Source organism: Dyadobacter sp. CY356, from assembly GCF_021440195.1.
Taxonomy (GTDB): domain Bacteria; phylum Bacteroidota; class Bacteroidia; order Cytophagales; family Spirosomataceae; genus Dyadobacter.
This window is the reverse complement of sequence record NZ_JAJTSZ010000001.1, coordinates 114,928-136,769: the sequence shown is the minus strand read 5'-3', so window position 1 is coordinate 136,769 and position 21,842 is coordinate 114,928. Positions and strand designations below refer to the sequence as shown.

Sequence of the window (21,842 nt, the reverse complement as noted above, 5' to 3'; positions counted from 1 at the left end):
ATGAAGGGATTTGAGATAGGGTTTGTGGGTTTTAATTTTGGATTTTAACATTTATGCCGGTTTTTAAACCCGTCCGACAGCAAAAAAAGCCGTCGGACGAGTGGCTTGGAAAATGTCTTCGGGTATCTTATGGATTTTTATTTGCTATTACTCATTGCCCCAGCCAGCTTTTAAACGCAGCCATCTTTTCACGACTTATCAAGATATCGTTATCACTGGAATTTTCAAGCAGTATTTTAAGCCTACTGTTTGAATAGGTAAAAACACCTTTTATCGCACCGACTGAGCTGATGTATTTTCGGTTTAATCTGAAAAACAATTCCGGATCCAGTAAGTTTTCAACTTCGTCGAGCGTATAATCGATGATAAACTTTTTGCCTTGTCTGGTCATCAAAAAAGTGACTTTATCTTCACTATAAAATGTACCGATTTCGTCAATTGCGATTGTCTGGATACGTTCTCCGGTTTTTACCAGAAAACGGTTTTTGTATACCTTTTGAACAGGTTGTAATAAAACCCGAATTTGATCCAGCGTAATTTCCGGTGCTTTTCTTCCTGATTGAAATTTATCCAAAGCGTTTTTCAACTCGTCCGGATCGACTGGTTTTAACAGATAATCGATACTGTTTAACTTGAATGCCTTGATCGCATATTGGTCAAAAGCGGTGCAAAAAATAATGGGCGAGGTAACTTTTACGTGCTCAAAAATCTCGAAACTGATTCCGTCTGCCAGTTGTATATCAAGGAAAATCAGATCGGGCTGTGGATTATGATTCAGCCAATCCACAGCAGAAGTGACCGTATCCAGATTACCAAAAATCTCACAGTCTGGTATGGAATCGTTTATCAACTTGATCAGGCGTCGGGCCGCCATATTTTCGTCCTCAATGATCAGTATTCGCATTTTTTTAGTTGTCTGGCAAAATTTAAACTTGCGGATTTTTTATTAATGGAAGTTTCACAATGAAATAATCAGCCGTTTCTTTAATTAATACAGCCTCTTCGGTAAGCAATTCATATCTTTTGCGAATATTGGAAAGGCCGATTCCTGTGGATTCCTCGGACAAACTACTTTTCAGTTGCAGGTTATTTTTAACGGTCAGTTGATTTTCTTCCAGCAGAATTTCAATAAATAACGGATCGGCCATGGACGCAACGTTGTGCTTGATTGCGTTTTCCAGCAACATTTGCAGCGAAAGCGGTGGAAGATAAAAATCCGCTTTTGGACTAACTTCAATTGTATATAGCAAACCCTCTTCAAACCTTATTTTTTGAAGTGAAAGAAAGTTTTCTGCAAATTCAAGTTCGCTGGAAAGTTTGACCAGTTTCTCTTGTTGAACTTCCAAAACGTATCGATAAATTTTAGATAATTGCCTGATAAACCTGGCCGCTGTATCCGAATTTTCATAAACCAGATTGCTCAGAACATTAAAGGAATTAAACAAAAAATGCGGGTTCAACTGATCCTTCAAAGTCTGGTATTGCCGGGCATATTGCTGCGTTTTCAATTGTTCAGCCTCAATTGCCGACTTACGCCATTCCAGCAAAAAAGACCGGCTGATCAGTACAAATGCAATAATTACGGAAATCTGCATGGGCAATCTGGTATGTACCATCAGCCATTTCCAGGGAACATTATTGATCGAAAAAGACTGTCTTATCAGGAATTCGATTAAAAATAATATGATATAACTTGTAACAAAAACATACAGAATATAGCTAGTACTTTCTAAAATCAGCCGTTTGAGTGGATATTGAATCCAGGGCATTTTCTTATCAAAATAATATTCTGCCAGAAAACCACCGTAGCTCAATATGCATGACAAAATAAAAGAGTATAAAAAGTCGCTGGCTACGGATAATATGCCTGATGTTGAGGTAAAACAGGAAGGACAAAGTAATACTGTAATTACAGCGGCAATAATCAAATTCACACCAAAAAAGGCCGGGGAGAAATTCCAGAATTGTTTTGAGCCTCTTATTGAAGATGCCATATGATCCGTTTGTTTTTCCAATGTAATATTTCAAAGTTTTACTGACAAGCTTTTGCAGACTTTTCAGCAAGTGGTCTTCCCCAGGTTGGCGCCAGTTTTGCTTTCAAAGCTTCATCGTCCTGGGCTGCAAATATAGCCTGACTTTGTTTCACCAATCCACATGCTTTTTCAGTACCGGATTTAAAAAATCTGGCCAGGCCAAATTCCATTTGTCCCATCAAAAGTGCTGCTCTTGGGTTCTGAGGATCCATTTTCATTGCTTTTCCAAAAGTTGACATCACTGCGCCCGACAAGCTTTGTCCGCGACTGGCAGGATCTGCACTTACTTCTGCCATAATTTTGAAACCTTCGAGTGTTACGATTTCTGAATTGTTGGGTGAAATCGCATCAGCTTTTTTGATAAGTTCTTCTGCTTTCGCAAGGACTTCATCTTTTTTGTTAAGGTCCAGTGAATTATCCAGTCCCTGATAAATACAGGCAAGAGCATTGTAATAATATGGCTGCCATTCATTAGGATTTAACTGGCTGATCCGGGCAAAACCGTTGGCTGACTGCTGAAATTTATGCAAAGAATCAGCAGCATCCAGTTTGTCAATTTCCTTTTTCATGGCTTTTTGATAAGCAGAATCCTGTGCAAAAGTTGTTATAACCGCACAAATAATAAACATGATGGTTAACAGTGACTTTTTCATTTTTTATCGATTTAAAAGTTGGAAAGCATTGTAAAAACTTGATTAGAACTTTTGTTTAATAGAAACTGAATTGAGAAAATCTTTGTGTTTATGATTATAAATTATTGAGCTGATTTGCATTTTTATCGTGAGAAAAGGTGATAAACAAACCTATAAAAGCCATTCTGGTTGCTCCTTGCCCAACAGGAATTCTGGCAAAGTAACCAGCTTCATCAGGCTGTGATGCATATTTATAACCAAACACATTATTCCTTCCAAGAATATTTGAACATGCAGCGTGCAGTATTATATTCGGTCGAGGCAAATAACTCCAGCTGATACTCAGGTCGCTATACGCTCTGGTTTTGCGCTGCATTTCGCCGGCAAGGTTGGGATCGTTGTAGGTATAGCCATTGTTCCATGACCAGGAAGTGCCAAGCTGAGACTTTAAAGCGCCGACAAAATGTTTGATAACCACAGAGCCATTATGCTTTGGCGCAAAAGACGGCTGCACTTTTGTTTCAAAAACTGAATACCGGCGTTTGCTATCGACAAAACTGTATGTAATCCAAAAATCCGTATTCTTAAAACTTGTCTTGTCACGGTAGAAAAAGTCTGCACCTCTTGCATATCCGGAGCCTTTCTGAGTAATATTTACCGGTGCAAGATCGGTTCCGTTGTAAGTTGACAAGTTGTCATAAGTTTTATAAAATGCCTCCGCCCGGAATGTCCTGTTATTATTGACAATGAAATAGTTAAGTATATAATGACTGGCTTCTGCGTTTTGAAGATTGTTCTGTAACACTCTCAATTTTTCATCAGGAAGCTGATGGAATTTCCCGGCAGCAATTGAAAACTGTCCCTGGTTATTTAATTTATAAGCCAGTGAAATCCGCGGATCCAGCCATAATTGTTTTGCGGCAGTACTATACCCGGACCTCAATCCACCTCTGAATATCAGCCGGTTACTGAAATAATAATCCGTTTCAATAAAATGGGTAAGCTGATTATCAGTAATGCTGCGTTTCAAATGGTCATCAACCAATTCCTCTGAATATGATTTCAAGTAATATTCTATGCCATTTTTTAACGAAAACTGAGGACTGAAATCTTTAACAGCTACCACCTTAGCATGACCAAGCTGATTCACCTGACGAACAGGAACGTAATTTAAATTGATCGCATCACGGTTGTGCGAATAGGCCAATCCGCCATAGAAAAACCAATCATGTTTCCCGGACTGGCGAAATGAAAGATTGCCATAAGAATAACGGTTGTTGATGTGAACCCGGTCACCCCTGCCCGATTCACCAGCAACCGGTTGCCATATCGTCATATCGCTTCCTTCGGTATGCGCATACGCTTTCAGAAAACCTGCTTTCCCCCACTTATGTCTGAGCGAAACCTCCGTATCCCAGTTCGAAGGACTTTTTTCCCAGTCAAATTTTTGGCTGATCAGCGATTGATACGGTGCCAGATTGTAATAATTGGCAGTTGCTGTCAGTGCGTTATTTTCTTTTACCAATGTCTGTGTATATCCACCACCCAGAGACATGATACTCAAATCGCCCTGATTCCGAAGCGGTAGATCCAGCGTATTCAAAGCAAGTGCAGACGAGAGTGCCTGTCCATATTCGGCCGAATAACCGCCTGTGCTAAAAAAAGAGCCTTTGAATAAATTGGGACTGAAACGGTTACGTGTCGGCACGTTGGCTGCCGTGCTTCCGTAGGCATTTCCAACTTGTAAGCCGTCTATAAAAATTGAAGTTTCTGATGCGTCACCACCCCTGACAAACAATCTTCCATCGTTACCGACGGTTGACGTTCCGGGCAAAGTGAGTAAGGCGGCTGTAATATTCCCCATCGCTCCGGACGTAGTTACAATGTCAAGCGGTTTCAACACAACTGCCTTTTTGGTATCACTAGCTTCCATAGCCCCCGCCGTGATGGTTACAGCCGTCAACATATTGATGTTTTCAGATAGTGAAATCTGAAAACTTACTGGAAGACCCGAGCATTCAATTTCACGTTCCTGCGGTTTATAACCCATTGCCTGAAAAACCAGCAAATGTTTTCCTGTTTCCGATGTTTCAAATTTAAAATTTCCATCCGCGTCCGAGGAAGTTCCGTCGTATGTGCCTTTGATCAGAATATTAGCGCCAGGGATTCCAGATCCTTTTTGGTCTGAAATCTTGCCGGATATTATTGTTTGTGCGAGTGTAGTTAATGTCAGACAAATTATCGGGAGGGAAAGTAAAAATGTTTTCATCCTTAGGCTTTTTAGATTTAAGTCAAAATTGATTGATTACGAATCACTGAAAAATTGAACTTTACCGAAGCGCAGGAAGAAATGGATGAAGTACAGAATAATGCAGATCAGGTGAGTCTGTCATTTATTCCATAGCAGGATCATAACTGGAATAATATTTTTAATACTTAAAGATAAGAATCTTCTTATCTGATATATAAATAATTACAGCATGAAATCGTTGAAAAATTTTTTGATTATAACATTACTGGCTATCCCGGCTGTCGGTTTTTCCCAGACACAGAATGCTACCAAAACAAAAACTTCCAAGAGAGTGACCGTGATGGATACCTCTAAAAGGGTGAATTTGTCAAAAGATCCGGTCATAAAAGAAAATGCTCCGGTTTTGAACGACAACGGAAATGTTAATTCTAATGGATCAGTCGATGGCAGCAGAAGCAGTACCGGCCGGCCAGGTGCAGATACAACAGCGGGCTACACGGTTAGAAGGAAAAAACGAGTTATTACGACCGGAGGTGTTGTTTATCCGGATACGACGACGGTGAAAAAACCGTAATTGGTTTTGAATAAATATGTTAATAAGCAAAGTTGATATCATTTATGGTGTCAACTTTTTTTTTAGCGCTTTGAACCTTGCCATATTTAAAACCCTAAAACTGTTAGCAAATAATTCAGCACTATGTATAGTATATATACAAAAGTTTTTGTATACTTAGTTTACAAAACACTATATATCCATAACGCACACTACAATGAAGAAGCGAAGTCGAAAAGAGGAGCTAATGGAAATCATTACGCAAAGACTCGTAGAACTGGATGACCTCTTACTGTTACCACCAGAATATTTCACTGACAAGGAGTTTGAGGAGTTGAAAACGGAAGCAAATAAGCTTCGGGAAATGTTAAAATTTTTATGATTAAAATCTACAATAACGATGAAAGCTCACTTAAAAAATAGACTGGACAATTATTTGTCTCAAATGAAAAAGGCTGATAAACTGGAAGTTCCAAAACTTCGCTCAGAGTTTTCAAAATGGTATTATTCACTTAGTGAAAAAGAAAGAAATGAAATTGACCCGTTTTGGCAAGAAATAAAAGAATCCGCACGACAAGCGATAAAAGATATTAAAGATGCTATAAATGAGCTTCGGTTGCTAAATGACGTAAAGATTGTTGTTGCAGGGGCAGAATATGACTTACATGAATGGGTTACGATTTCAGACTATTCAAGAATGCATAATTTGAAAGTAAGCCGTGTCCAGAACTGGATTTCGCGGGGCGTCGTTCCAAGAGACAAAGTTTTGGCTATACCGCAGTTAAATAACGTTAAATTGATTAAAAACGAATTGTACGGCGCTTTGCTTTAATTTATGTCCATCCGTTATCCAAATCTCTGTGACCCGAGTGCGCCACTTTTTCTGAAATATAATGTAACAAATGCAACCTTCTTACATGCATTAAAAACTATGAAGGAATATTTTATTCCTGATATTGATCCTTGATTTACACCTTCTGAAACTGGTAATTTTCTCTGTTTCCCAGTCAATCGTCCTAAAAATAAACTTAAAAAAAATAAAGACAATCATATTTTACAATTGTAACGTTATTCCAAGTAGTTTTATAGCAGTATATCGTATTTATACGACAAATGCATCTATTTTCAACAAAACTTATTTAACGGTTTGGCGTCACACCATAAAAAACCAATCTTGTGTCACCATATGTAGACCACACACCTATTTCCTGGATCATAGTATACACCCGCTAATAATATCAGAATTGGTGATTCTGCGTTGAATATATTAGAAAGTATTTTACCATTACCTCTACAACATTTGGAATATCATGGAGAATTCGAGTGACGACCAGCCTGATTATACAGGCAGGTGGAAAATTATTGTGTCTGTAATTTTATTTTCAGTACTTGTTTTTATTATTTATAACATTTTAGAATACGTGTGGTGGTAAATTTTCAATTTCCGCCTTCAACCTCCTCTATATATCAAGCCTTCCACATCAATTTTCGTTTAACTTATCCGTTAACACACTTCTTTTTATCCAAAATCCACTCTTTTACAAATAAAAAATATTTCCATTTCCGTAAAAATTTGACACAGGATAGTATTCTTACTACATAAGATGCTTTTATTTGTAAGTCTCACTGCAATTCAAATACAATGCCGTCAAGAAAACGAAAAAGTGCCAAATTCAAAAAAGTAGCGATTGAGTGGCTTAAATGGGTAAGTGCAATTGTACCCATATGTGCATTTATTTATATCCTGTATTATTATAACCAACTCGACTTTCTCAAAAAAGACAAAGAACCCAAGTCGGTAACCACGGTATTAGATCAAAAAGATTCCATAAATATTGCGGATGCCTTATTAAAAAGCAAAGTGGATCAGGAATTTAAAATTATTGAAAACGAGTGGCATTCTGTTGGCGGAATCGCAATCCATAATATGCTTGTTGAAAATAAAACAGGCAAATCTGCAAAGAGTATTGAGGTGGAATTTAAATATCTGTCTGAGACACAAGAAGCACTAACAACGAAAGTTATCACCATTAAGAGGGATTTTCCGGCAGGAAAATCTACCAGGCTTACGGACGTTAGTGTCGGATTTGTAAACAATGGGGCAGTGGGCTGCGATACGAAGGTGCTGGGAGCAAAATTCTGATCAATAAATACTGATTTCGTCAAATATTTATACAAAAAAAATACTTTGCCTAGAATGGCAGAGTATTTTTTCGTGTAAATCTATAAATAATAAAGATTTAAAAGTCTGATTTTCAGACATATACGAAAAATAGAAAAATATTTCAAATAAATTTTAATCCAAGTGATCTAAAAGTGATAAGAAAACGTAAATAGCGAAAATGGCATATACGCCTGCAAATATTTCTCACTTTAATTATATAGATGTTCCGATATCTGACAAAATAATATCTAATCTCGTTGAGTAAATTTAAAAACCCCTTAGACTATGCCTCAGGGGTTTTTTGTTATTATAATATAAGATTTCTTATGGATACAACAAATATTTCTTCCGCATATTTTTATATTCTGTAAGTCCGGGCTCCCAGCTTTTTCTTATTTCAGCTTCGCTGGTACCTGCAATGATCTGTCTTTTTAGATTTTCAGTTCCTGCCAATTTATCAAAATTACCCATTTGCTTACTCTGGGACATATCGAAAAATTTCTCCTTGTCGGGATAAGCTTTGTACATTTCAATTAACCATTTCAAATTGATCTGTTTACTTTTTCTTAAAGATGCAACGTCGTATTTTCTTAAATCCAGGCCATAACATTCCTGATTTTGATGCAGCGGAGTTTCGCTCATACCCTGAATACTTTTTGGCACGAACGAAAATTCGTATTTTCCTTTCAACAGCGGAGCCCCCAGTACAGTAAATGGCATATAAGTTCCACGCCCCTGGCTCACAATGGTTCCTTCAAAAGGACAAATGCTTGGATACAGCAGGATTGACTGATTGCTGTTCAGGTTTGGTGATGGAAAAACAGGTAAATCATAGGGCGTGTCATGATCGTAATTAGCTACTTTAATGATTTTCAGTTTACACTGCAATTGGCCGGGAAGCCATTTTTCTCCATTAAGCATTTGGGCAAATTCTCCCATGGTCATTCCGTGTGTGATCGGAATTTTGTGCATACCGATTCCCGAATGCAAATGATCTTCCAGAATCGGACCGTCAACAACGTAACCATTCGGGTTCGGACGATCTAAAATCATGAGTTCCCTGCCATTTTCAGCACAGGATTCCATCACATGATCCAATGTGTTGATGTAGGTATAAAACCGGCACCCAACGTCCTGTATATCAAAGATTACCAGATCAATATCAGCAAGGTGTTCCTTACTTGGTTTTTTATATTTTCCATAGAGCGAAACTACTGAAATACCTGTTTTCGGATCCGTTTCATCGCTCACTTTTGCACCATTACTGGCATTTCCCCGAAACCCGTGTTCAGGACCAAAAATTCTGACAATGTTTATTCCAAGAGCCAATAGACTGTCCACACTGGGTGTTTTGCCTATAATGGAAGTCTGATTAACAACCATGGCAATCCTTTTCCCTTTCAGATATTTCAGATATTCTGATGTTTGATCCGCTCCGGTAATCACTGTTTTTGCAACCAACGGAGAACGATTTTCGAGAGAATCAATAACAGACAGAAATGGACTTTTAGTCCCGGAACTGCTGGCGCAACTTGTCGTTACGGCTCCAAATGAAGCTAATAAACTCAGGCCCAGAATTATTTTTTTCATTGCATATGGATTTAGGAGTTATTCTGACTTTGTATAAAAATAAATGTTTCAAAACAATTTCATCTGTCCGCCTCTTATGAACAGCGAAGTATCAAGCTCTTTTGTTTCTCTGCCTGCAAAATATTTACGACAGGCAAAATCATGCAACTGTCTGATGTTTTCAGCGAATTTGCCTTCACCACTCATGCGAAGACCATAACGAGAATCGTTGACCTGACCTCCATGACATTCCTTTATCTGATTTAAAACTTTGGCAGCTTTATCGGGAAAATGGTGATTGATCCATTCCACAAAAATTTCGCCTATTGCTCCGTTTAATCTCACGACTGTATAACCTGCCCAAACTGCACCTGCATCTGCCGCTGCCTGGATAATGGAAGGAATTTCATGGTCGGTTAAGCCCGGGATTATTGGTGCTGTCATGACGCCCATCTGAATGCCAGCTTCGTGCAATGTTTTTAAAACCTGCAAACGACGTTTTGCTGTTACTGTTCTAGGTTCAAGTTTCCCTCTCAAATCTTCATTCAAAGTGGTAATTGAAACCGCTCCGTGGACAAGATTTAATTTCGCCAGCTTTTCAAGAATATCAAGATCCCGTAGAATCAACGCATTTTTGGTAAGTATGCTGACAGGATTTCTGTATTTCAGACAAATTTCAAGCATCTGACGTGTCAGCTCATATCTCTTTTCAGCAGGCTGATAACAATCCGTATTTCCCGAAAAGAATATTGTCTGCGGCTCCCAGCTTTTTGAATTTAATAACTTTTCAAGCAACTGAGGTGCATTCTTTTTTACGACAATTTTTGTTTCAAAATCCAACCCTGCCGAAAATCCCCAGTATTCGTGAGAATTGCGTGCATAACAATAGATACAGCCATGTTCACAACCCCTGTAAGGATTGATAGAATTAAAATTCCGCAGATCCGGACTATCCGATTTGCTCAGGATAGATTTAGAGATCTCCTCAATAAATAATGTTTTAACATTCGTTTCAGGCTCTTCCCAATTTTGCCAGTCTTCGGAAGTATATTCAATTTCCTGCTTTCGAAATTTATTATCAGTATTAATGCCGGCTCCCCTGCCTCTCGCCCGATTGTCCATTTGATGAAGTGTAAAATAGTTATCAGCCTTTATATCTGCCAGCTAAATAAAAGGAAAGAGAATAGGTTTTTTATTACGCTATTCCCTTTCCCACTGCGTGTTGTCTTAATTCAATATTATTTTATATACCTGAAATCTTCATTGCCTTTCAAAGAAAGAAGCACATCGTACATGAGTTGAATTACATTCTGAACGTCATCCTTATGTACCATTTCAACGGTTGTATGCATATATTTCAACGGAAGCGAAATCAGCGCAGACGCAATTCCTTCTGTCGAATAGGCAAAAGCATCCGTGTCTGTTCCTGTTGAACGGCTGACTGCCTGGCGTTGGAATGGGATACTTTTTTCTTCCGCAACGTTGATCAATAAATCGCGCACATTATTCTGAACCGCCGGTCCGTAACAAATCACAGGCCCGTTTCCACATTTCAAATCACCCTGCTCTTTTTTGTTATACATAGGCGACTGCGTATCGTGGGTCACATCCGTACAAATCGCAAGATCCGGTTTCAATCTGCGTGAAATCATTTCTGCACCACGCAAGCCGATCTCTTCCTGAACTGCATTGACGATGTAAAGCGTAAATGGGAGCTGAATATTGTTTTCGTGCAGCATTCTTGCAACCTCTGCTATCATAAAACCACCCATGCGGTTGTCCAAAGCACGGCCAACGTAAAATTTATCATTCAGTTCATCCAGACCGTCAACAAAAGTTACAACCGTTCCCACATGGATTCCCATTTCGAGCACTTCATCTTTTTTCGCAGCACCAACGTCTATAAAAAGCTCATGCACCTTTGGCACCTGATCTTTGGCAGTATCACGTACATGAATGGCCGGCCAGCCAAAAACGCCTTTTACCACACCCTTAGCCGTATGTAAGTTAACACGCATAGAAGGCGCAATAGCCGCATCCGACCCGCCATTTCTGCGCACGTGAATATATCCGTCATCTGAGATGTAATTCACAAACCAGGAAATTTCGTCGGAATGGGCTTCGATGACAACCTTGTAATCCTGCCCGCCGCCGATCACCCCCACAGCCGTTCCGTATACATCGATAATTTGTTCTTCAATATAAGGCTTGATATAATCCAGCCATATTTGCTGTCCCGAGGCTTCGAAACCTGTTGGGGAAGCATTGTTCAGGTATTTGTATAAAAATGATTTACTTTCTTCAGTCATACTAATTTAATTGAAATTTGTTGTCACTTTGTATTTATCGGGTCACATTTTCTGTCATAAGTACTTCAAAAATGCCCAGAATTTCCGGTCCACAAGATATTCAAATTCGCGTTCATTTGCATAGGCTTCGCGCTCAAAAGAAATATTAAGATAAGCCAGGTAATGATTTTTATATTGAAAGAGACGGATCAGGTATTCCAGGAAATACCAAATGTAAAATGGCAGCAAACCCATTTCAAGCTGCTGTTTTAAATGAATAGTTTCATGATACAAAAGCACTTTTCCAGGCATCTTTGACTTTGAAAATATGAAAGGAAAAATAGCCATACCATCCACCCAGAGGAATGAAAATGTCAGCAGATATCCTCTAAATTTCATATTGGTCTTGTTTATCTTCACCCAATGTTAAACAAAAAATGTTGAATTAGTGAATGAATAAACATTCAGCAATTCAACATTCTTCTTTTTATATTATTTAATAAACAGATCTTAATCCGGTTTATCTAAAATCAGGATTCGCTGAAACGGCTGATATCCAGAACTTCAAATTCCATCATGCCGGCTGGTACTTTAATTTCGGTTGTTTCACCTACTTTTTTACCTAAAAGACCTTTTCCGATTGGTGATCCAACAGAAATTTTCCCGGTTTTTAAATCAGCTTCTTCTTCGGAAACAAGCGTATAAGTAACTTCCATGCCGTTTTTACGGTTTTTGATCTTCACTTTGGAAAGCACTGCAACCTGTGAATTATCAATCGAAGATTCATCGATCACACGGGCGTTTGACATGATTTCTTCCAGTTTGGCAATTTTCATTTCATGCATTCCCTGTGCATCTTTCGCCGCATCATATTCTGCATTTTCACTCAAATCCCCTTTGTCACGCGCCTCTGCAATTTGTGCAGCGATAGCGGTGCGGCCTTTGGTTTTCATATCATTCAACTCATTCTTCAGCTTGTTTAATCCTTCTTCGGTATAGTATGAAATTTTAGCCATGACTTAATTATGTTTAAATATCCTTAAATTTTTAATTGGTGGTTAGGGTAAAAAAAAAGAACGGTTCAAAGACCGTCCTACAAGAGTTTGTTATAACCCATAGTAGAGGACTAGAAAACCTTAGCTTTTCGACAGCAATATCTTTTTATCTTTTCCATTGTTTTTTAATATGAACGACAAAAATAGCAATATTTGTAAATGGTAACAAACCAAATTGTTAAAAGCAGATACAATCCATGCCTGATAAATTAAGAATCATTTTTATGGGGACGCCAGAATTTGCTGTCCAAAGTTTAAGAAGCCTGGTAGAGAGCAATTCTAATGTAATTGCTGTAATTACCGTGCCAGATAAACCCGCCGGGCGTGGACAAAAACAGATGTCATCCCCTGTCAAAATATATGCAGAAGAACAGGGAATCCCGGTTCTTCAACCAGAAAAACTCAAAAATCCTGAGTTTATTGCTCAATTAAAGTCATTAAATGCAGATTTGCAAGTGGTCGTTGCATTTAGAATGTTGCCGGAAATTGTATGGAGTATGCCAAAATACGGAACATTCAATTTACATGGCTCTTTATTACCGAAATATCGCGGTGCGGCACCGATTAACTGGGCTGTTATCAATGGTGAAACGGAATCTGGTGTCACCACTTTTTTTATTGAAAAGGAAATTGATACCGGAAAAATTATTTTCCAGGAAAGAGATCCGATTACACCTGACGATGATGCAGGTTCTGTTTATGAAAGATTGATGCACATTGGAGGAAAGCTGGTTGTTAAAACAGTTCAGGCGATTGAAGATGGAAATTATCCGCAGGAACCGCAGGATGAGTCAAAAGAGATAAAAATGGCTCCAAAAATTTTCAGGGAAACCTGTGAAATTGACTGGACGCAACCAGCTGAAAAAATCCATAATTTTGTAAGAGGTCTTTCGCCTTATCCGGCAGCATGGACAATTTTGAATGGTTTATCATGCAAAATTTTCAAAACCGGTATTACAGAAGATTCCAGCGAAGCAAATCCGGGAGAATTTAAAACGGACCATAAAACATTTTTGCATTTCCGGGCTGGGGATTTTTGGTTGGCAATTGAGGTTTTGCAATTGGAAGGGAAGAAAAAAATGGAAATTGGGGATTTTTTGAGAGGGGCAAAATTGTAATTGTTGTTTGATCGAATTGTTTGGTTGAGTGTGTTTATTTCGGTGCGCTGCACCTTTAACTACTTTCCTCCATTGCATCTCTCTACAAATATTGCGGTGCTCCGCACCTATTGCAAACGAAGAAGGTTATCGAAGTATTTGCATCAAACATAGGTGATAAAATCCAAGGTGCAGCGCACCGAAATATTTGTAGCAAACAAATTCATAAAAATCCGAAATTCAGGGTGCAGCGCACCGTAATATTTGTACAAAACAAATTCATAAAAATCCGAAATCCGGGGTACTGCGAACCAAAACAAAAAACCTTTTACAACCCAACAACCCGTTTTTTAAGCAATCTAATAAATCATTACTTTTTCAATAAATGCTTCTTTCCATCATCGTTGCTGTTTCCGAAAACGGCGTAATAGGATTAAACAACCAACTGATCTGGCGTCTACCGGATGATCTTAAACGGTTCAAAAAACTAACCCTTGGCCATCCTATGATCATGGGTAGAAAAACCTTCGAATCTATTGGAAAACCTCTTCCAGGCAGACAATCCATCATCATAACACGCGATCAAAATTTCACTTTTGAAGGTACTATTGTCGTACACTCATTGAATGAAGCAATTGAAGAAGCAAGAAATACCGGAACGAATGAAGCCTTTGTAATTGGTGGTGGAGATATTTACAATCAGGTACAGCCTATTACTGATAACGTGTATATAACAGAAGTACATACTGAAACTGAGGGTGATACATTTTTTAAAATAGAAAATCCTGAGTTGTGGAAAGAATCAGAACGAACACATCACAATCAGGATGAGAAGCATCAGTTTTCTTTTGACTTTGTTGATATGATCAGGAAATAAATGATCATCAGGCAATTAGCGAGAATAGAAGTATACTATTGAATGATAGAAGAAATTCGTTAATCTGTTCATACCGTTACAATTCGTTGTAAAAATACTGTAAATTTGACACTTATATCGACCTCAGTGTTATTAACAGAATGCTTAAAGAAATAGATACGTTAAAAGAAACAATAACTATAACGTTAACTACACCGAATACAGACGATCGCCCCATTTTCATAACAGGTCCTTTTTGCAAGTGGTTGCCGGATCTGACTGATTATCAGATGACAAAAGTGGCACCAGGACGTTACACCTTTCAGTTCCCCGCAGACATTGATTTTGAATTTCCTCTGGAATACAAGTATACCCGCGGCGGTTGGGACCAGGTAGAGCTGGATCGTTACGGCCAGCCATATGCCAATCGTTTTATCACGGAAGAGGAAAAAAACATCACTGATTATGTGATCAGATGGCAGACAGATCAATCGAAAAAATTGGACATGATGCCGATTGTTGAAGTGCTTTCCGAGACGTTTGAAATTCCACAATTACAAAGAGAACGGCGCGTACACGTTTTATTGCCTCACAATTATTATGAGCAGCCCGACCGTCGTTATCCAGTTTTATATATGACCGACGCTCAGAATCTTTTTGGTGAAGGTTCACCTTACGGAAACTGGGAAATTGATAAGAAACTTGCCGAACTTGCCGGAGAAGATAAAGCAAATGTGATCATTGTAGCCATTGATCACGGCGGAGACGAGCGTGTTCAGGAATTTTCACCATACGACAATCCGAATCTTGGAAAGGGTCTTGGAAATCTCTTTTTGAAATTTGTTACCGAGACATTAAAAAAACATATTGATGAAAAGTACAGAACATTACCAGATCGACTGAACACTGGTATGGGGGGTAGTTCTGTCGGTGGATTGTTGAGTTTGTATGCTGCTTTAATGTATCCGAATATTTTTGGCAGACTGATGATCTTTTCTCCATCGCTATGGATTTCCCGTAAAATATATTTTGACGCCATCCATTTTTTCGAACCTTTCGAGACGCGGATTTATCTGTACGGAGGCGGAAAAGAAGGCTCGGAAATGATCCCGAATATTCAAAAATTGCAAGAAACACTTGTTAATCAGGGATTTGGTTACAGTCGTGTTAAAATTAAAACGTCCTTAAATGAAAAAGGTACACATTCAGAAAGCTGCTGGGGAGAAGAATTCCCCAAGGCTTTGAAGTGGCTGTATTCAGGAGAGTAAGATTTTATTGTTAAAAGAAAATGTCCCTGACCGAAGCCATAATCTTCGGTCAGGGACATTTTTCTTTTCAAATCATTTACAAAATAAACTGGCTCAAATCCCTGTTTTTCACCATATGGGATAATTTTTCGCTCACCATATCTGCGGTAACCACGATTGAAGAATCAGGCCCGATCACATCCGGAATATCAAACATAAAGTCATTCAGAAGCAAACTCATCACCGTTTGCAAGCGACGGGCCCCGATATTTTCGACCTCACTATTAACTTCAAAAGCAATCCGCGCCATTTCACGCAGTGCGCCATCTTCAAATTGAAGATCCACACCTTCCGCCTCCATCATCGCTTCATATTGTTTTGTCAAAGCGTTTTTCGGTGTTTTCAGTATCTGATAAAAATCGCTTTCTGTCAAACTGTTCAATTCCACACGAATTGGAAAACGGCCCTGAAGCTCAGGAATAAGATCGGATGGCTTAGCAACATGAAAAGCTCCGGCTGCGATGAAAAGTATGTGATCCGTATTAATCACACCATGTTTGGTATTAACCGCACTTCCCTCAACGATCGGCAAAAGGTCACGTTGTACACCTTCACGGCTAACGTCCGGCCCGCTTCCACCGCCTGAGCGACTTGATGCAACTTTATCAATTTCATCAATAAAAATAATACCGAGGTTTTCTGCTTTTTGAATGGCTTCCAGTTTCACTTCGTCCATATCAATCAGTTTTCCCGCTTCTTCATCCAAAAGCAGTTTTTTGGCTTCTCCAACAGTTACCTTGCGTTTTTTACCACGGCGCGGTACCATATTGCCGATCATTTCCTGGATATTCATCATCGAAATATCGTCCATCGCTCCACCGATCATACCAACACTTGGCGACTGGTTCTGCTGGATTTCTATCTCAATTTTTCGTTCGTCCAAATCACCATTCCTGATTTTTTCACGAAAACGTTCACGTGTACGCTGGTTCAGTTCATTATCATCCTCAGGAATTGTTCCGTTTGACTCTGTATTTTCCGGGCGAGGTTTCACAGCGTTATTTCCATGGATCGGAGGAATCAGCGCGTCAAGAATTATATCTTCAACAGCCTGCTCGGCTTTGATTTTTACTTCTTCCTTTTTCTGAGTCCTGACCATTCCAACAGCCTGCTCAACCAGGTCACGAACCATGCTTTCAACATCACGGCCAACGTAACCAACTTCGGTAAACTTGGAAGCCTCCACTTTTACAAAAGGTGCGTCAGCTATTTTTGCCAGACGACGCGCGATTTCGGTTTTACCGACACCCGTCGCTCCTATCATCAGGATATTATTTGGTATAATCTCTTTTTGAATATCTTCAGGACTATTCATTCGCCTCCATCTGTTTCGCAGCGCAATGGCAACATTACGTTTTGCGTCATTTTGTCCGATTATATACTGATCCAGTTCAAAGACAATTTGTCGTGGCGTAAGGCGGTTCAAGTGTTCAGTCATAGTGGGATTTATAAAATACTTTTACTAGATAAGCTTAAATGTCTGCTTTAACGAAGAGAAAACCGATTTCTTGTAAAAAAAGGCGGGGATACTGCAAGGCCTAAACGTTTTCGAGCGAGCCTGTAAAATTCTCTTTGCAAATATATTCCTTCGTTGATATCAGTTTAAAAAAATGATACCACAGTTAAATAATTCCTGACGTTCTTTCCACGTAAATCTTTTTAGTAAATTGCCTTCCGAAAACGGCAACCCTGATAAAATCAATCCAGCTATTTCAATCTATAAGGAAAACTAAAAGGATTTAGCGCGTGATCACTATCTTTGTTTTACTGCTACCATAAACTCAAAAGGATTTCCCTTGACATGAAGAAAATTATCTCCTGTTTCGCTTTTTTTACCCTTTTAACACATTCCATTGTTTTTGCCCAGACAGCACCGACTAATACCAATCTGGTCGATCTGGTAAATCCGCTGATGGGGACCCAGTCAAAATTCAGTTTGTCTTCCGGTAATACCTATCCTGCCATTGCCATGCCCTGGGGGATGAATTTCTGGATGCCGCAAACCAGCAAAATGGGTGATGGGTGGAGTTATATGTACGATGCTGAAAAAATCCGCGGCTTCAAACAAACGCATCAGCCAAGTCCATGGATCAATGATTATGGCCAGTTTTCGATCATGCCGGTTACCGGTGCTTTGAAGATTGATGAAAACGAACGTGCAAGCTGGTTTTCCCATAAGGCAGAAGTGGCCAAACCAAATTATTACAAAGTATATCTGGCTGATTATGATGTAACTACGGAGATCGCACCGACCGAACGTGCTGCGCAATTCCGCTTTACCTTCCCAAAATCAGACAGTTCTTATGTTTTGCTGGATGCTTTTGACAGAGGTTCTTATGTCAAAGTGATTCCTTCTGAGCGTAAGATTATTGGTTATACCACCAAAAACAGCGGTGGTGTTCCTGCGAATTTCAAAAATTATTTTGTCTTGATTTTTGATAAAGATTTCAAATTTTCATCTGCATGGAGCAAATTTAAGATCACAAAAGATACACTTGAAATCAAAGCAAATCACGTCGGTGCCGTTGTTCGTTTTCAAACAAAAACGGGTGAAAAAATAGGTTTAAAAGTTGCCTCTTCTTTCATCAGTTACGAACAGGCTGAAAGAAATTTAACAACAGAACTTGGCAAAGATACTTTTGACCAGACACAGGAAAAAGGACGTAATATATGGAACACTGAGCTTTCCCGTATTAAAGTAGAAGGTGATAACATTGATCAGATCCGTACTTTTTACTCCTGTTTATACCGGGTTTTGCTTTTCCCAAGAAAGTTTTACGAATTTGACAAAGCAGGAAAAGTAGTGCATTACAGTCCTTATAATGGCGAAGTTCGTCCGGGATATATGTTTACCGATAACGGATTCTGGGATACTTTCCGGGCTGTTTTTCCATTCTTCACGCTGATGTATCCGACCATGAATGCGCATATCATGGAAGGTTTGGCCAATGCTTATGACGAAAGTGGATTTTTGCCGGAATGGGCAAGTCCTGGTCACCGTGATTGTATGATCGGGTCCAATTCTGCTTCGCTTATTGCAGATTCTTACATGAAGGGAATCCGTGGTTATGATATTGAAAAATTATACACCGCCATCATTAAAAATACAGAAAATGCCGGTCCGGTAAGTTCGGTTGGGCGTTTTGGACATGAATATTATAACGAACTCGGTTATGTTCCTTATGATGTGAAAATCAATGAAAATGCAGCCCGTACATTGGAATACTCTTACGCCGATTTTTGTATTTCTCAGTTGGCAAAAGAATTGAAAAAACCACAGAAAGACATTGACCTGTATTTGAAAAGAAGTCAGAATTATAGAAATATTTTCGATCCTTCGACAAAATGGATGCGTGGAAAAAATCAGGATGGTAAATTCCAGACGCCTTTTAATCCGTTCAAATGGGGTGATGCATTTACGGAAGGAAACAGCATTCATTATACCTGGTCGGTATTCCAGGATGTGAAAGGTTTGGTTGGTTTGATGGGCGGACGAGAAGCATTTGTTCAAAAACTGGACTCAGTATTTACAATGCCTCCGATTTTTGACGACAGCTATTACGGTTTCCCTATTCATGAAATCCGTGAAATGCAGATTATGAATATGGGTAATTATGCACATGGAAATCAGCCGATCCAGCATATGATTTATTTGTACAACTATGCGGGTGCACCTTCAAAAACACAGTTCTGGCTGCGTCAGGTAATGAAAAAACTGTATCAGGCCACGCCTGACGGATATTGTGGAGATGAAGATAACGGACAAACTTCTGCCTGGTATGTATTCTCTTCATTAGGATTTTATCCTGTAACACCAGGTACAACCCAGTATGTGATTGGTTCGCCGCTTTTCAAAAAAGCTACTATTACCCTTGAAGATGGCAAAAAATTCACTATTGATTCTCCAAAAACAAGTGATGCCAATATGTATGTGGATGGTGCAACGATGAATGGAAAGCCTTACGCCAATACATATCTTGAACATAAGGATATCCAAAACGGAGGAACGCTTCAATTCAATATGGCCAGCGCGCCTTCAAAGGCCTGGGGTATCAAACCAGAAACCGCGCCTTTCTCGCTTACTAAGTAGTTTTTAGGTTACACAGAGAAGGAAGAGATAAAAAGAGGGGCACAGAGATTTTTTAATTAAATCTGTGTGCTCCTCTTTTTTACTGTAATTCTATTTATATACAAAGAAGCGCAGACAATGAGCATTATAATTTTATTTAAAAAAACTCTGTGTAACCTCCTTTTATCTCCGTGATACTCTGTGTAAACTAAAAAACCCGTGTAACCCATAACGGTGGAATAGTTGTTTTATAAGACAACCAAACAAATCTACATTCTTATGAAATATAGAAAACTTGGACATTCAGATCTTGAAATTTCGGTAGTAACATTTGGTGCATGGGCAGCCGGCGGATGGATGTGGGGCGGAACAGAACGCAGTGAAGCGATAAAAGCAATTCAGGCCGCTCATGACAATGGCGTGACCTCCATTGATACTGCACCCATTTACGGACAAGGACTTAGCGAAGAAATAGTTGGAGAAGCAATTAAAGACATTCCCAGAGATAAAGTTCAAATCCTGACAAAGTACGGAATGCGTTGGGATCTTGCGAAAGGAGACCTGGCGATGCATAGCAAGAACAATGATGGGAAAGAGATCGACATTTATAAATATGCCGGCAAGGAAAGTGTTATTAAAGAATGTGAAGACAGTTTAAAACGTCTTGGCACGGATTACATCGATCTATACCAAATTCACTGGAACGACAAAACCACCCCGATTCAGGAAACTATGGAAGCAGTTTCTATGCTGATCGAACAAGGGAAAGTACGTTATGCCGGTGTTTGTAATTATGACGCGGAATTGATGAAGGAAGCGGCAAAATACATCAACCTCGTATCCAATCAGGTGCCATATAGTATGGTAAAACGCGATATCGAAGAAGAAACAGTGCCTTATTGTATTGAACAAAATAAATCTATTCTGGCATACAGTCCGCTCGAACGCGGTTTATTGACAGGAAAAATGAAACCCGGCTACAAATTCGGAGCAGATGATCACCGGTCAGAAATCTATTTTTATAAGGATGAAAACCTGAAACGTGTAAATGAATTTCTGGATAAGATCAAACCATTGGCTGATGAAAAACAGGCAACACTGGGTCAGCTCGTGATTCGCTGGACGGTTGAACAGCCGGGAATCACCATTGCTTTGGTAGGAGCCCGGGATGCTAAACATTCGGTTCAGAATGCAGAAGCAATGGACATAGACCTTACCAAAGAAGAAATAGAATTTATTACAGCGAATCTTAATGAGTTGGAATTGGTGAAGTAAGTAAACTAAACACGAAGTTCTTATCCTAGAACATTAATTATCTCTGACATTACTATGATTCACCTGAAACATCTTTCCTGAAAATTCAGAAAAAGTTGTACGCAGTAGCCCAAGACTTAAAATAATTAAAATCAAGAAGGCTTTATCGAATATTTGGTAAGGCCTTTTTGCTGATATCTATGTAATTGTTCAGATGAAACCATTAATTGTATTTCTTTCCTTTATTATTTTCTGCTCAGCAGTTTTACCAAAACAGGATGATGAACTTGAAAAAAGCATCGCGAGAGGAAAAGGTATTTACGCTGAAAATTGTATGAGCTGCCATATGGGCGATGGTGAAGGTGTGCCTCAAACATTTCCTCCATTGGCCAAAGCGGATTATCTTTCACAAACTCCTGAAAAAGCAATGCATGCCATAAAGTATGGTTTGCAGGGTAAAATCCTGGTTAACAACCTGGAATTTGATAATCAAATGCCATCCCCCGGACTGGATAATGCTGAGATCGCTGACGTGATGAATTACATTCTGAATTCCTGGGGCAATTCTTCTGGTAAGAAAATGGTGACTGACAAAATGGTAGAGGCAATCAAAAAATAGTTTTTAATATTCAGGATTTTGATCCCGGTCATTTCGCCCGGGATTTTTCATTCATTTGAATTTGATAGTCATATAAAAACCACCTTCGGGTATAC

20 protein-coding genes are annotated in these 21,842 nt (G+C 39.1%); 10 read left to right on the top strand and 10 right to left on the bottom strand.

Translation table 11 applies throughout. The features are described from left to right. Nucleotides 1-151: 151 nt before the first annotated feature. The 4 genes from LXL81_RS00595 to LXL81_RS00580 all read right to left on the bottom strand — a co-directional run bounded on the left by LXL81_RS00595 (nucleotide 152) and on the right by LXL81_RS00580 (nucleotide 4,934). A complete protein-coding gene (locus tag LXL81_RS00595; RefSeq protein WP_234644765.1) occupies nucleotides 152-904 on the bottom strand; it encodes a LytTR family DNA-binding domain-containing protein in 753 nt (250 codons plus the stop codon). Between the two features lie 22 nt (nucleotides 905-926). After that, entirely contained in the window at nucleotides 927-1,994 is a 1,068-nt protein-coding gene (locus LXL81_RS00590; RefSeq protein ID WP_234644764.1) for a sensor histidine kinase, read from the bottom strand. Nucleotides 1,995-2,032: 38 nt separating this feature from the next. Beyond that, nucleotides 2,033-2,686: a hypothetical protein gene (locus LXL81_RS00585; protein ID WP_234644763.1), complete on the bottom strand. Its 654-nt coding sequence runs from the start codon at nucleotides 2,684-2,686 to the stop codon at nucleotides 2,033-2,035. 94 nt (nucleotides 2,687-2,780) lie between these two features. Further along, nucleotides 2,781-4,934: a TonB-dependent receptor gene (locus LXL81_RS00580; RefSeq protein WP_234644762.1), complete on the bottom strand. Its 2,154-nt coding sequence runs from the start codon at nucleotides 4,932-4,934 to the stop codon at nucleotides 2,781-2,783. A gap of 211 nt (nucleotides 4,935-5,145) precedes the next feature. Here LXL81_RS00580 and LXL81_RS00575 point away from each other — a divergent pair, with 211 nt between their 5' ends. The 4 genes from LXL81_RS00575 to LXL81_RS00560 all read left to right on the top strand — a co-directional run bounded on the left by LXL81_RS00575 (nucleotide 5,146) and on the right by LXL81_RS00560 (nucleotide 7,612). Continuing rightward, entirely contained in the window at nucleotides 5,146-5,490 is a 345-nt protein-coding gene (locus LXL81_RS00575; RefSeq protein ID WP_234644761.1) for a hypothetical protein, read from the top strand. A 196-nt stretch (nucleotides 5,491-5,686) separates the two neighbouring features. Continuing rightward, entirely contained in the window at nucleotides 5,687-5,851 is a 165-nt protein-coding gene (locus LXL81_RS00570; RefSeq protein WP_234644760.1) for a hypothetical protein, read from the top strand. 18 nt (nucleotides 5,852-5,869) lie between these two features. Next, nucleotides 5,870-6,301: a hypothetical protein gene (locus LXL81_RS00565; protein ID WP_234644759.1), complete on the top strand. Its 432-nt coding sequence runs from the start codon at nucleotides 5,870-5,872 to the stop codon at nucleotides 6,299-6,301. A gap of 810 nt (nucleotides 6,302-7,111) precedes the next feature. Next, a complete protein-coding gene (locus tag LXL81_RS00560) occupies nucleotides 7,112-7,612 on the top strand; it encodes a hypothetical protein (protein WP_234644758.1) in 501 nt (166 codons plus the stop codon). Between the two features lie 345 nt (nucleotides 7,613-7,957). Here LXL81_RS00560 and LXL81_RS00555 read toward each other — a convergent pair whose 3' ends face one another. The 5 genes from LXL81_RS00555 to greA form a co-directional block, all read right to left on the bottom strand. Continuing rightward, on the bottom strand, nucleotides 7,958-9,223 hold the full coding sequence (locus LXL81_RS00555; RefSeq protein ID WP_234644757.1) for an exo-beta-N-acetylmuramidase NamZ domain-containing protein: 1,266 nt from the start codon (nucleotides 9,221-9,223) through the stop codon (nucleotides 7,958-7,960). Between the two features lie 48 nt (nucleotides 9,224-9,271). Continuing rightward, complete coding sequence (locus tag LXL81_RS00550; protein ID WP_234644756.1) at nucleotides 9,272-10,324, bottom strand: PA0069 family radical SAM protein; 1,053 nt, start codon at nucleotides 10,322-10,324, stop codon at nucleotides 9,272-9,274. Between the two features lie 116 nt (nucleotides 10,325-10,440). Further along, nucleotides 10,441-11,511, bottom strand: a complete 1,071-nt coding sequence (locus tag LXL81_RS00545) for a M42 family metallopeptidase (protein WP_234644755.1) — start codon at nucleotides 11,509-11,511, stop codon at nucleotides 10,441-10,443. A gap of 54 nt (nucleotides 11,512-11,565) precedes the next feature. Beyond that, nucleotides 11,566-11,889 (bottom strand): hypothetical protein, encoded by a 324-nt coding sequence (locus LXL81_RS00540; protein WP_234644754.1) that lies wholly within the window; start codon nucleotides 11,887-11,889, stop codon nucleotides 11,566-11,568. Between the two features lie 131 nt (nucleotides 11,890-12,020). Beyond that, nucleotides 12,021-12,506 (bottom strand): transcription elongation factor GreA, encoded by a 486-nt coding sequence (gene greA / locus LXL81_RS00535; RefSeq protein WP_234644753.1) that lies wholly within the window; start codon nucleotides 12,504-12,506, stop codon nucleotides 12,021-12,023. A 236-nt stretch (nucleotides 12,507-12,742) separates the two neighbouring features. Between greA and fmt the strand changes: the two genes are divergently transcribed. The 3 genes from fmt (at nucleotide 12,743) to LXL81_RS00520 (ending at nucleotide 15,766) form a co-directional block, all read left to right on the top strand. Beyond that, on the top strand, nucleotides 12,743-13,663 hold the full coding sequence (fmt, locus tag LXL81_RS00530; RefSeq protein ID WP_234644752.1) for a methionyl-tRNA formyltransferase: 921 nt from the start codon (nucleotides 12,743-12,745) through the stop codon (nucleotides 13,661-13,663). A 364-nt stretch (nucleotides 13,664-14,027) separates the two neighbouring features. Continuing rightward, on the top strand, nucleotides 14,028-14,519 hold the full coding sequence (locus tag LXL81_RS00525; protein WP_234644751.1) for a dihydrofolate reductase: 492 nt from the start codon (nucleotides 14,028-14,030) through the stop codon (nucleotides 14,517-14,519). A gap of 140 nt (nucleotides 14,520-14,659) precedes the next feature. Next, nucleotides 14,660-15,766 carry an alpha/beta hydrolase gene (locus LXL81_RS00520; protein WP_234644750.1) on the top strand — a complete coding sequence of 369 codons (1,107 nt, stop codon included), beginning with the start codon at nucleotides 14,660-14,662 and terminating at the stop codon, nucleotides 15,764-15,766. A 76-nt stretch (nucleotides 15,767-15,842) separates the two neighbouring features. Here LXL81_RS00520 and hslU read toward each other — a convergent pair whose 3' ends face one another. Further along, nucleotides 15,843-17,243 (bottom strand): ATP-dependent protease ATPase subunit HslU, encoded by a 1,401-nt coding sequence (gene hslU, locus LXL81_RS00515; protein WP_234644749.1) that lies wholly within the window; start codon nucleotides 17,241-17,243, stop codon nucleotides 15,843-15,845. Nucleotides 17,244-17,606: 363 nt separating this feature from the next. Between hslU and LXL81_RS00510 the strand changes: the two genes are divergently transcribed. From LXL81_RS00510 to LXL81_RS00500, 3 genes are all read left to right on the top strand, one after another. Further along, nucleotides 17,607-19,895, top strand: coding sequence for a GH92 family glycosyl hydrolase (locus LXL81_RS00510; RefSeq protein WP_234644748.1), 2,289 nt, complete (start codon nucleotides 17,607-17,609; stop codon nucleotides 19,893-19,895). 258 nt (nucleotides 19,896-20,153) lie between these two features. Continuing rightward, nucleotides 20,154-21,149: an aldo/keto reductase gene (locus tag LXL81_RS00505; protein WP_234644747.1), complete on the top strand. Its 996-nt coding sequence runs from the start codon at nucleotides 20,154-20,156 to the stop codon at nucleotides 21,147-21,149. A 193-nt stretch (nucleotides 21,150-21,342) separates the two neighbouring features. After that, complete coding sequence (locus LXL81_RS00500) at nucleotides 21,343-21,747, top strand: cytochrome c (protein WP_234644746.1); 405 nt, start codon at nucleotides 21,343-21,345, stop codon at nucleotides 21,745-21,747. Nucleotides 21,748-21,842: the final 95 nt, after the last annotated feature.

What these genes read in the sequence shown, in the direction of transcription:
- LXL81_RS00595 (WP_234644765.1), bottom strand. Translation starts at nt 904, where the DNA reads ATGCGAATACTGATCATTGAGGACGAAAATATGGCGGCCCGACGCCTG.
- LXL81_RS00590 (WP_234644764.1), bottom strand. Translation starts at nt 1,994, where the DNA reads ATGGCATCTTCAATAAGAGGCTCAAAACAATTCTGGAATTTCTCCCCG.
- LXL81_RS00585 (WP_234644763.1), bottom strand. Translation starts at nt 2,686, where the DNA reads ATGAAAAAGTCACTGTTAACCATCATGTTTATTATTTGTGCGGTTATA.
- LXL81_RS00580 (WP_234644762.1), bottom strand. Translation starts at nt 4,934, where the DNA reads ATGAAAACATTTTTACTTTCCCTCCCGATAATTTGTCTGACATTAACT.
- LXL81_RS00575 (WP_234644761.1), top strand. Translation starts at nt 5,146, where the DNA reads ATGAAATCGTTGAAAAATTTTTTGATTATAACATTACTGGCTATCCCG.
- LXL81_RS00570 (WP_234644760.1), top strand. Translation starts at nt 5,687, where the DNA reads ATGAAGAAGCGAAGTCGAAAAGAGGAGCTAATGGAAATCATTACGCAA.
- LXL81_RS00565 (WP_234644759.1), top strand. Translation starts at nt 5,870, where the DNA reads ATGAAAGCTCACTTAAAAAATAGACTGGACAATTATTTGTCTCAAATG.
- LXL81_RS00560 (WP_234644758.1), top strand. Translation starts at nt 7,112, where the DNA reads ATGCCGTCAAGAAAACGAAAAAGTGCCAAATTCAAAAAAGTAGCGATT.
- LXL81_RS00555 (WP_234644757.1), bottom strand. Translation starts at nt 9,223, where the DNA reads ATGAAAAAAATAATTCTGGGCCTGAGTTTATTAGCTTCATTTGGAGCC.
- LXL81_RS00550 (WP_234644756.1), bottom strand. Translation starts at nt 10,324, where the DNA reads ATGGACAATCGGGCGAGAGGCAGGGGAGCCGGCATTAATACTGATAAT.
- LXL81_RS00545 (WP_234644755.1), bottom strand. Translation starts at nt 11,511, where the DNA reads ATGACTGAAGAAAGTAAATCATTTTTATACAAATACCTGAACAATGCT.
- LXL81_RS00540 (WP_234644754.1), bottom strand. Translation starts at nt 11,889, where the DNA reads ATGAAATTTAGAGGATATCTGCTGACATTTTCATTCCTCTGGGTGGAT.
- greA (WP_234644753.1), bottom strand. Translation starts at nt 12,506, where the DNA reads ATGGCTAAAATTTCATACTATACCGAAGAAGGATTAAACAAGCTGAAG.
- fmt (WP_234644752.1), top strand. Translation starts at nt 12,743, where the DNA reads ATGCCTGATAAATTAAGAATCATTTTTATGGGGACGCCAGAATTTGCT.
- LXL81_RS00525 (WP_234644751.1), top strand. Translation starts at nt 14,028, where the DNA reads ATGCTTCTTTCCATCATCGTTGCTGTTTCCGAAAACGGCGTAATAGGA.
- LXL81_RS00520 (WP_234644750.1), top strand. Translation starts at nt 14,660, where the DNA reads ATGCTTAAAGAAATAGATACGTTAAAAGAAACAATAACTATAACGTTA.
- hslU (WP_234644749.1), bottom strand. Translation starts at nt 17,243, where the DNA reads ATGACTGAACACTTGAACCGCCTTACGCCACGACAAATTGTCTTTGAA.
- LXL81_RS00510 (WP_234644748.1), top strand. Translation starts at nt 17,607, where the DNA reads ATGAAGAAAATTATCTCCTGTTTCGCTTTTTTTACCCTTTTAACACAT.
- LXL81_RS00505 (WP_234644747.1), top strand. Translation starts at nt 20,154, where the DNA reads ATGAAATATAGAAAACTTGGACATTCAGATCTTGAAATTTCGGTAGTA.
- LXL81_RS00500 (WP_234644746.1), top strand. Translation starts at nt 21,343, where the DNA reads ATGAAACCATTAATTGTATTTCTTTCCTTTATTATTTTCTGCTCAGCA.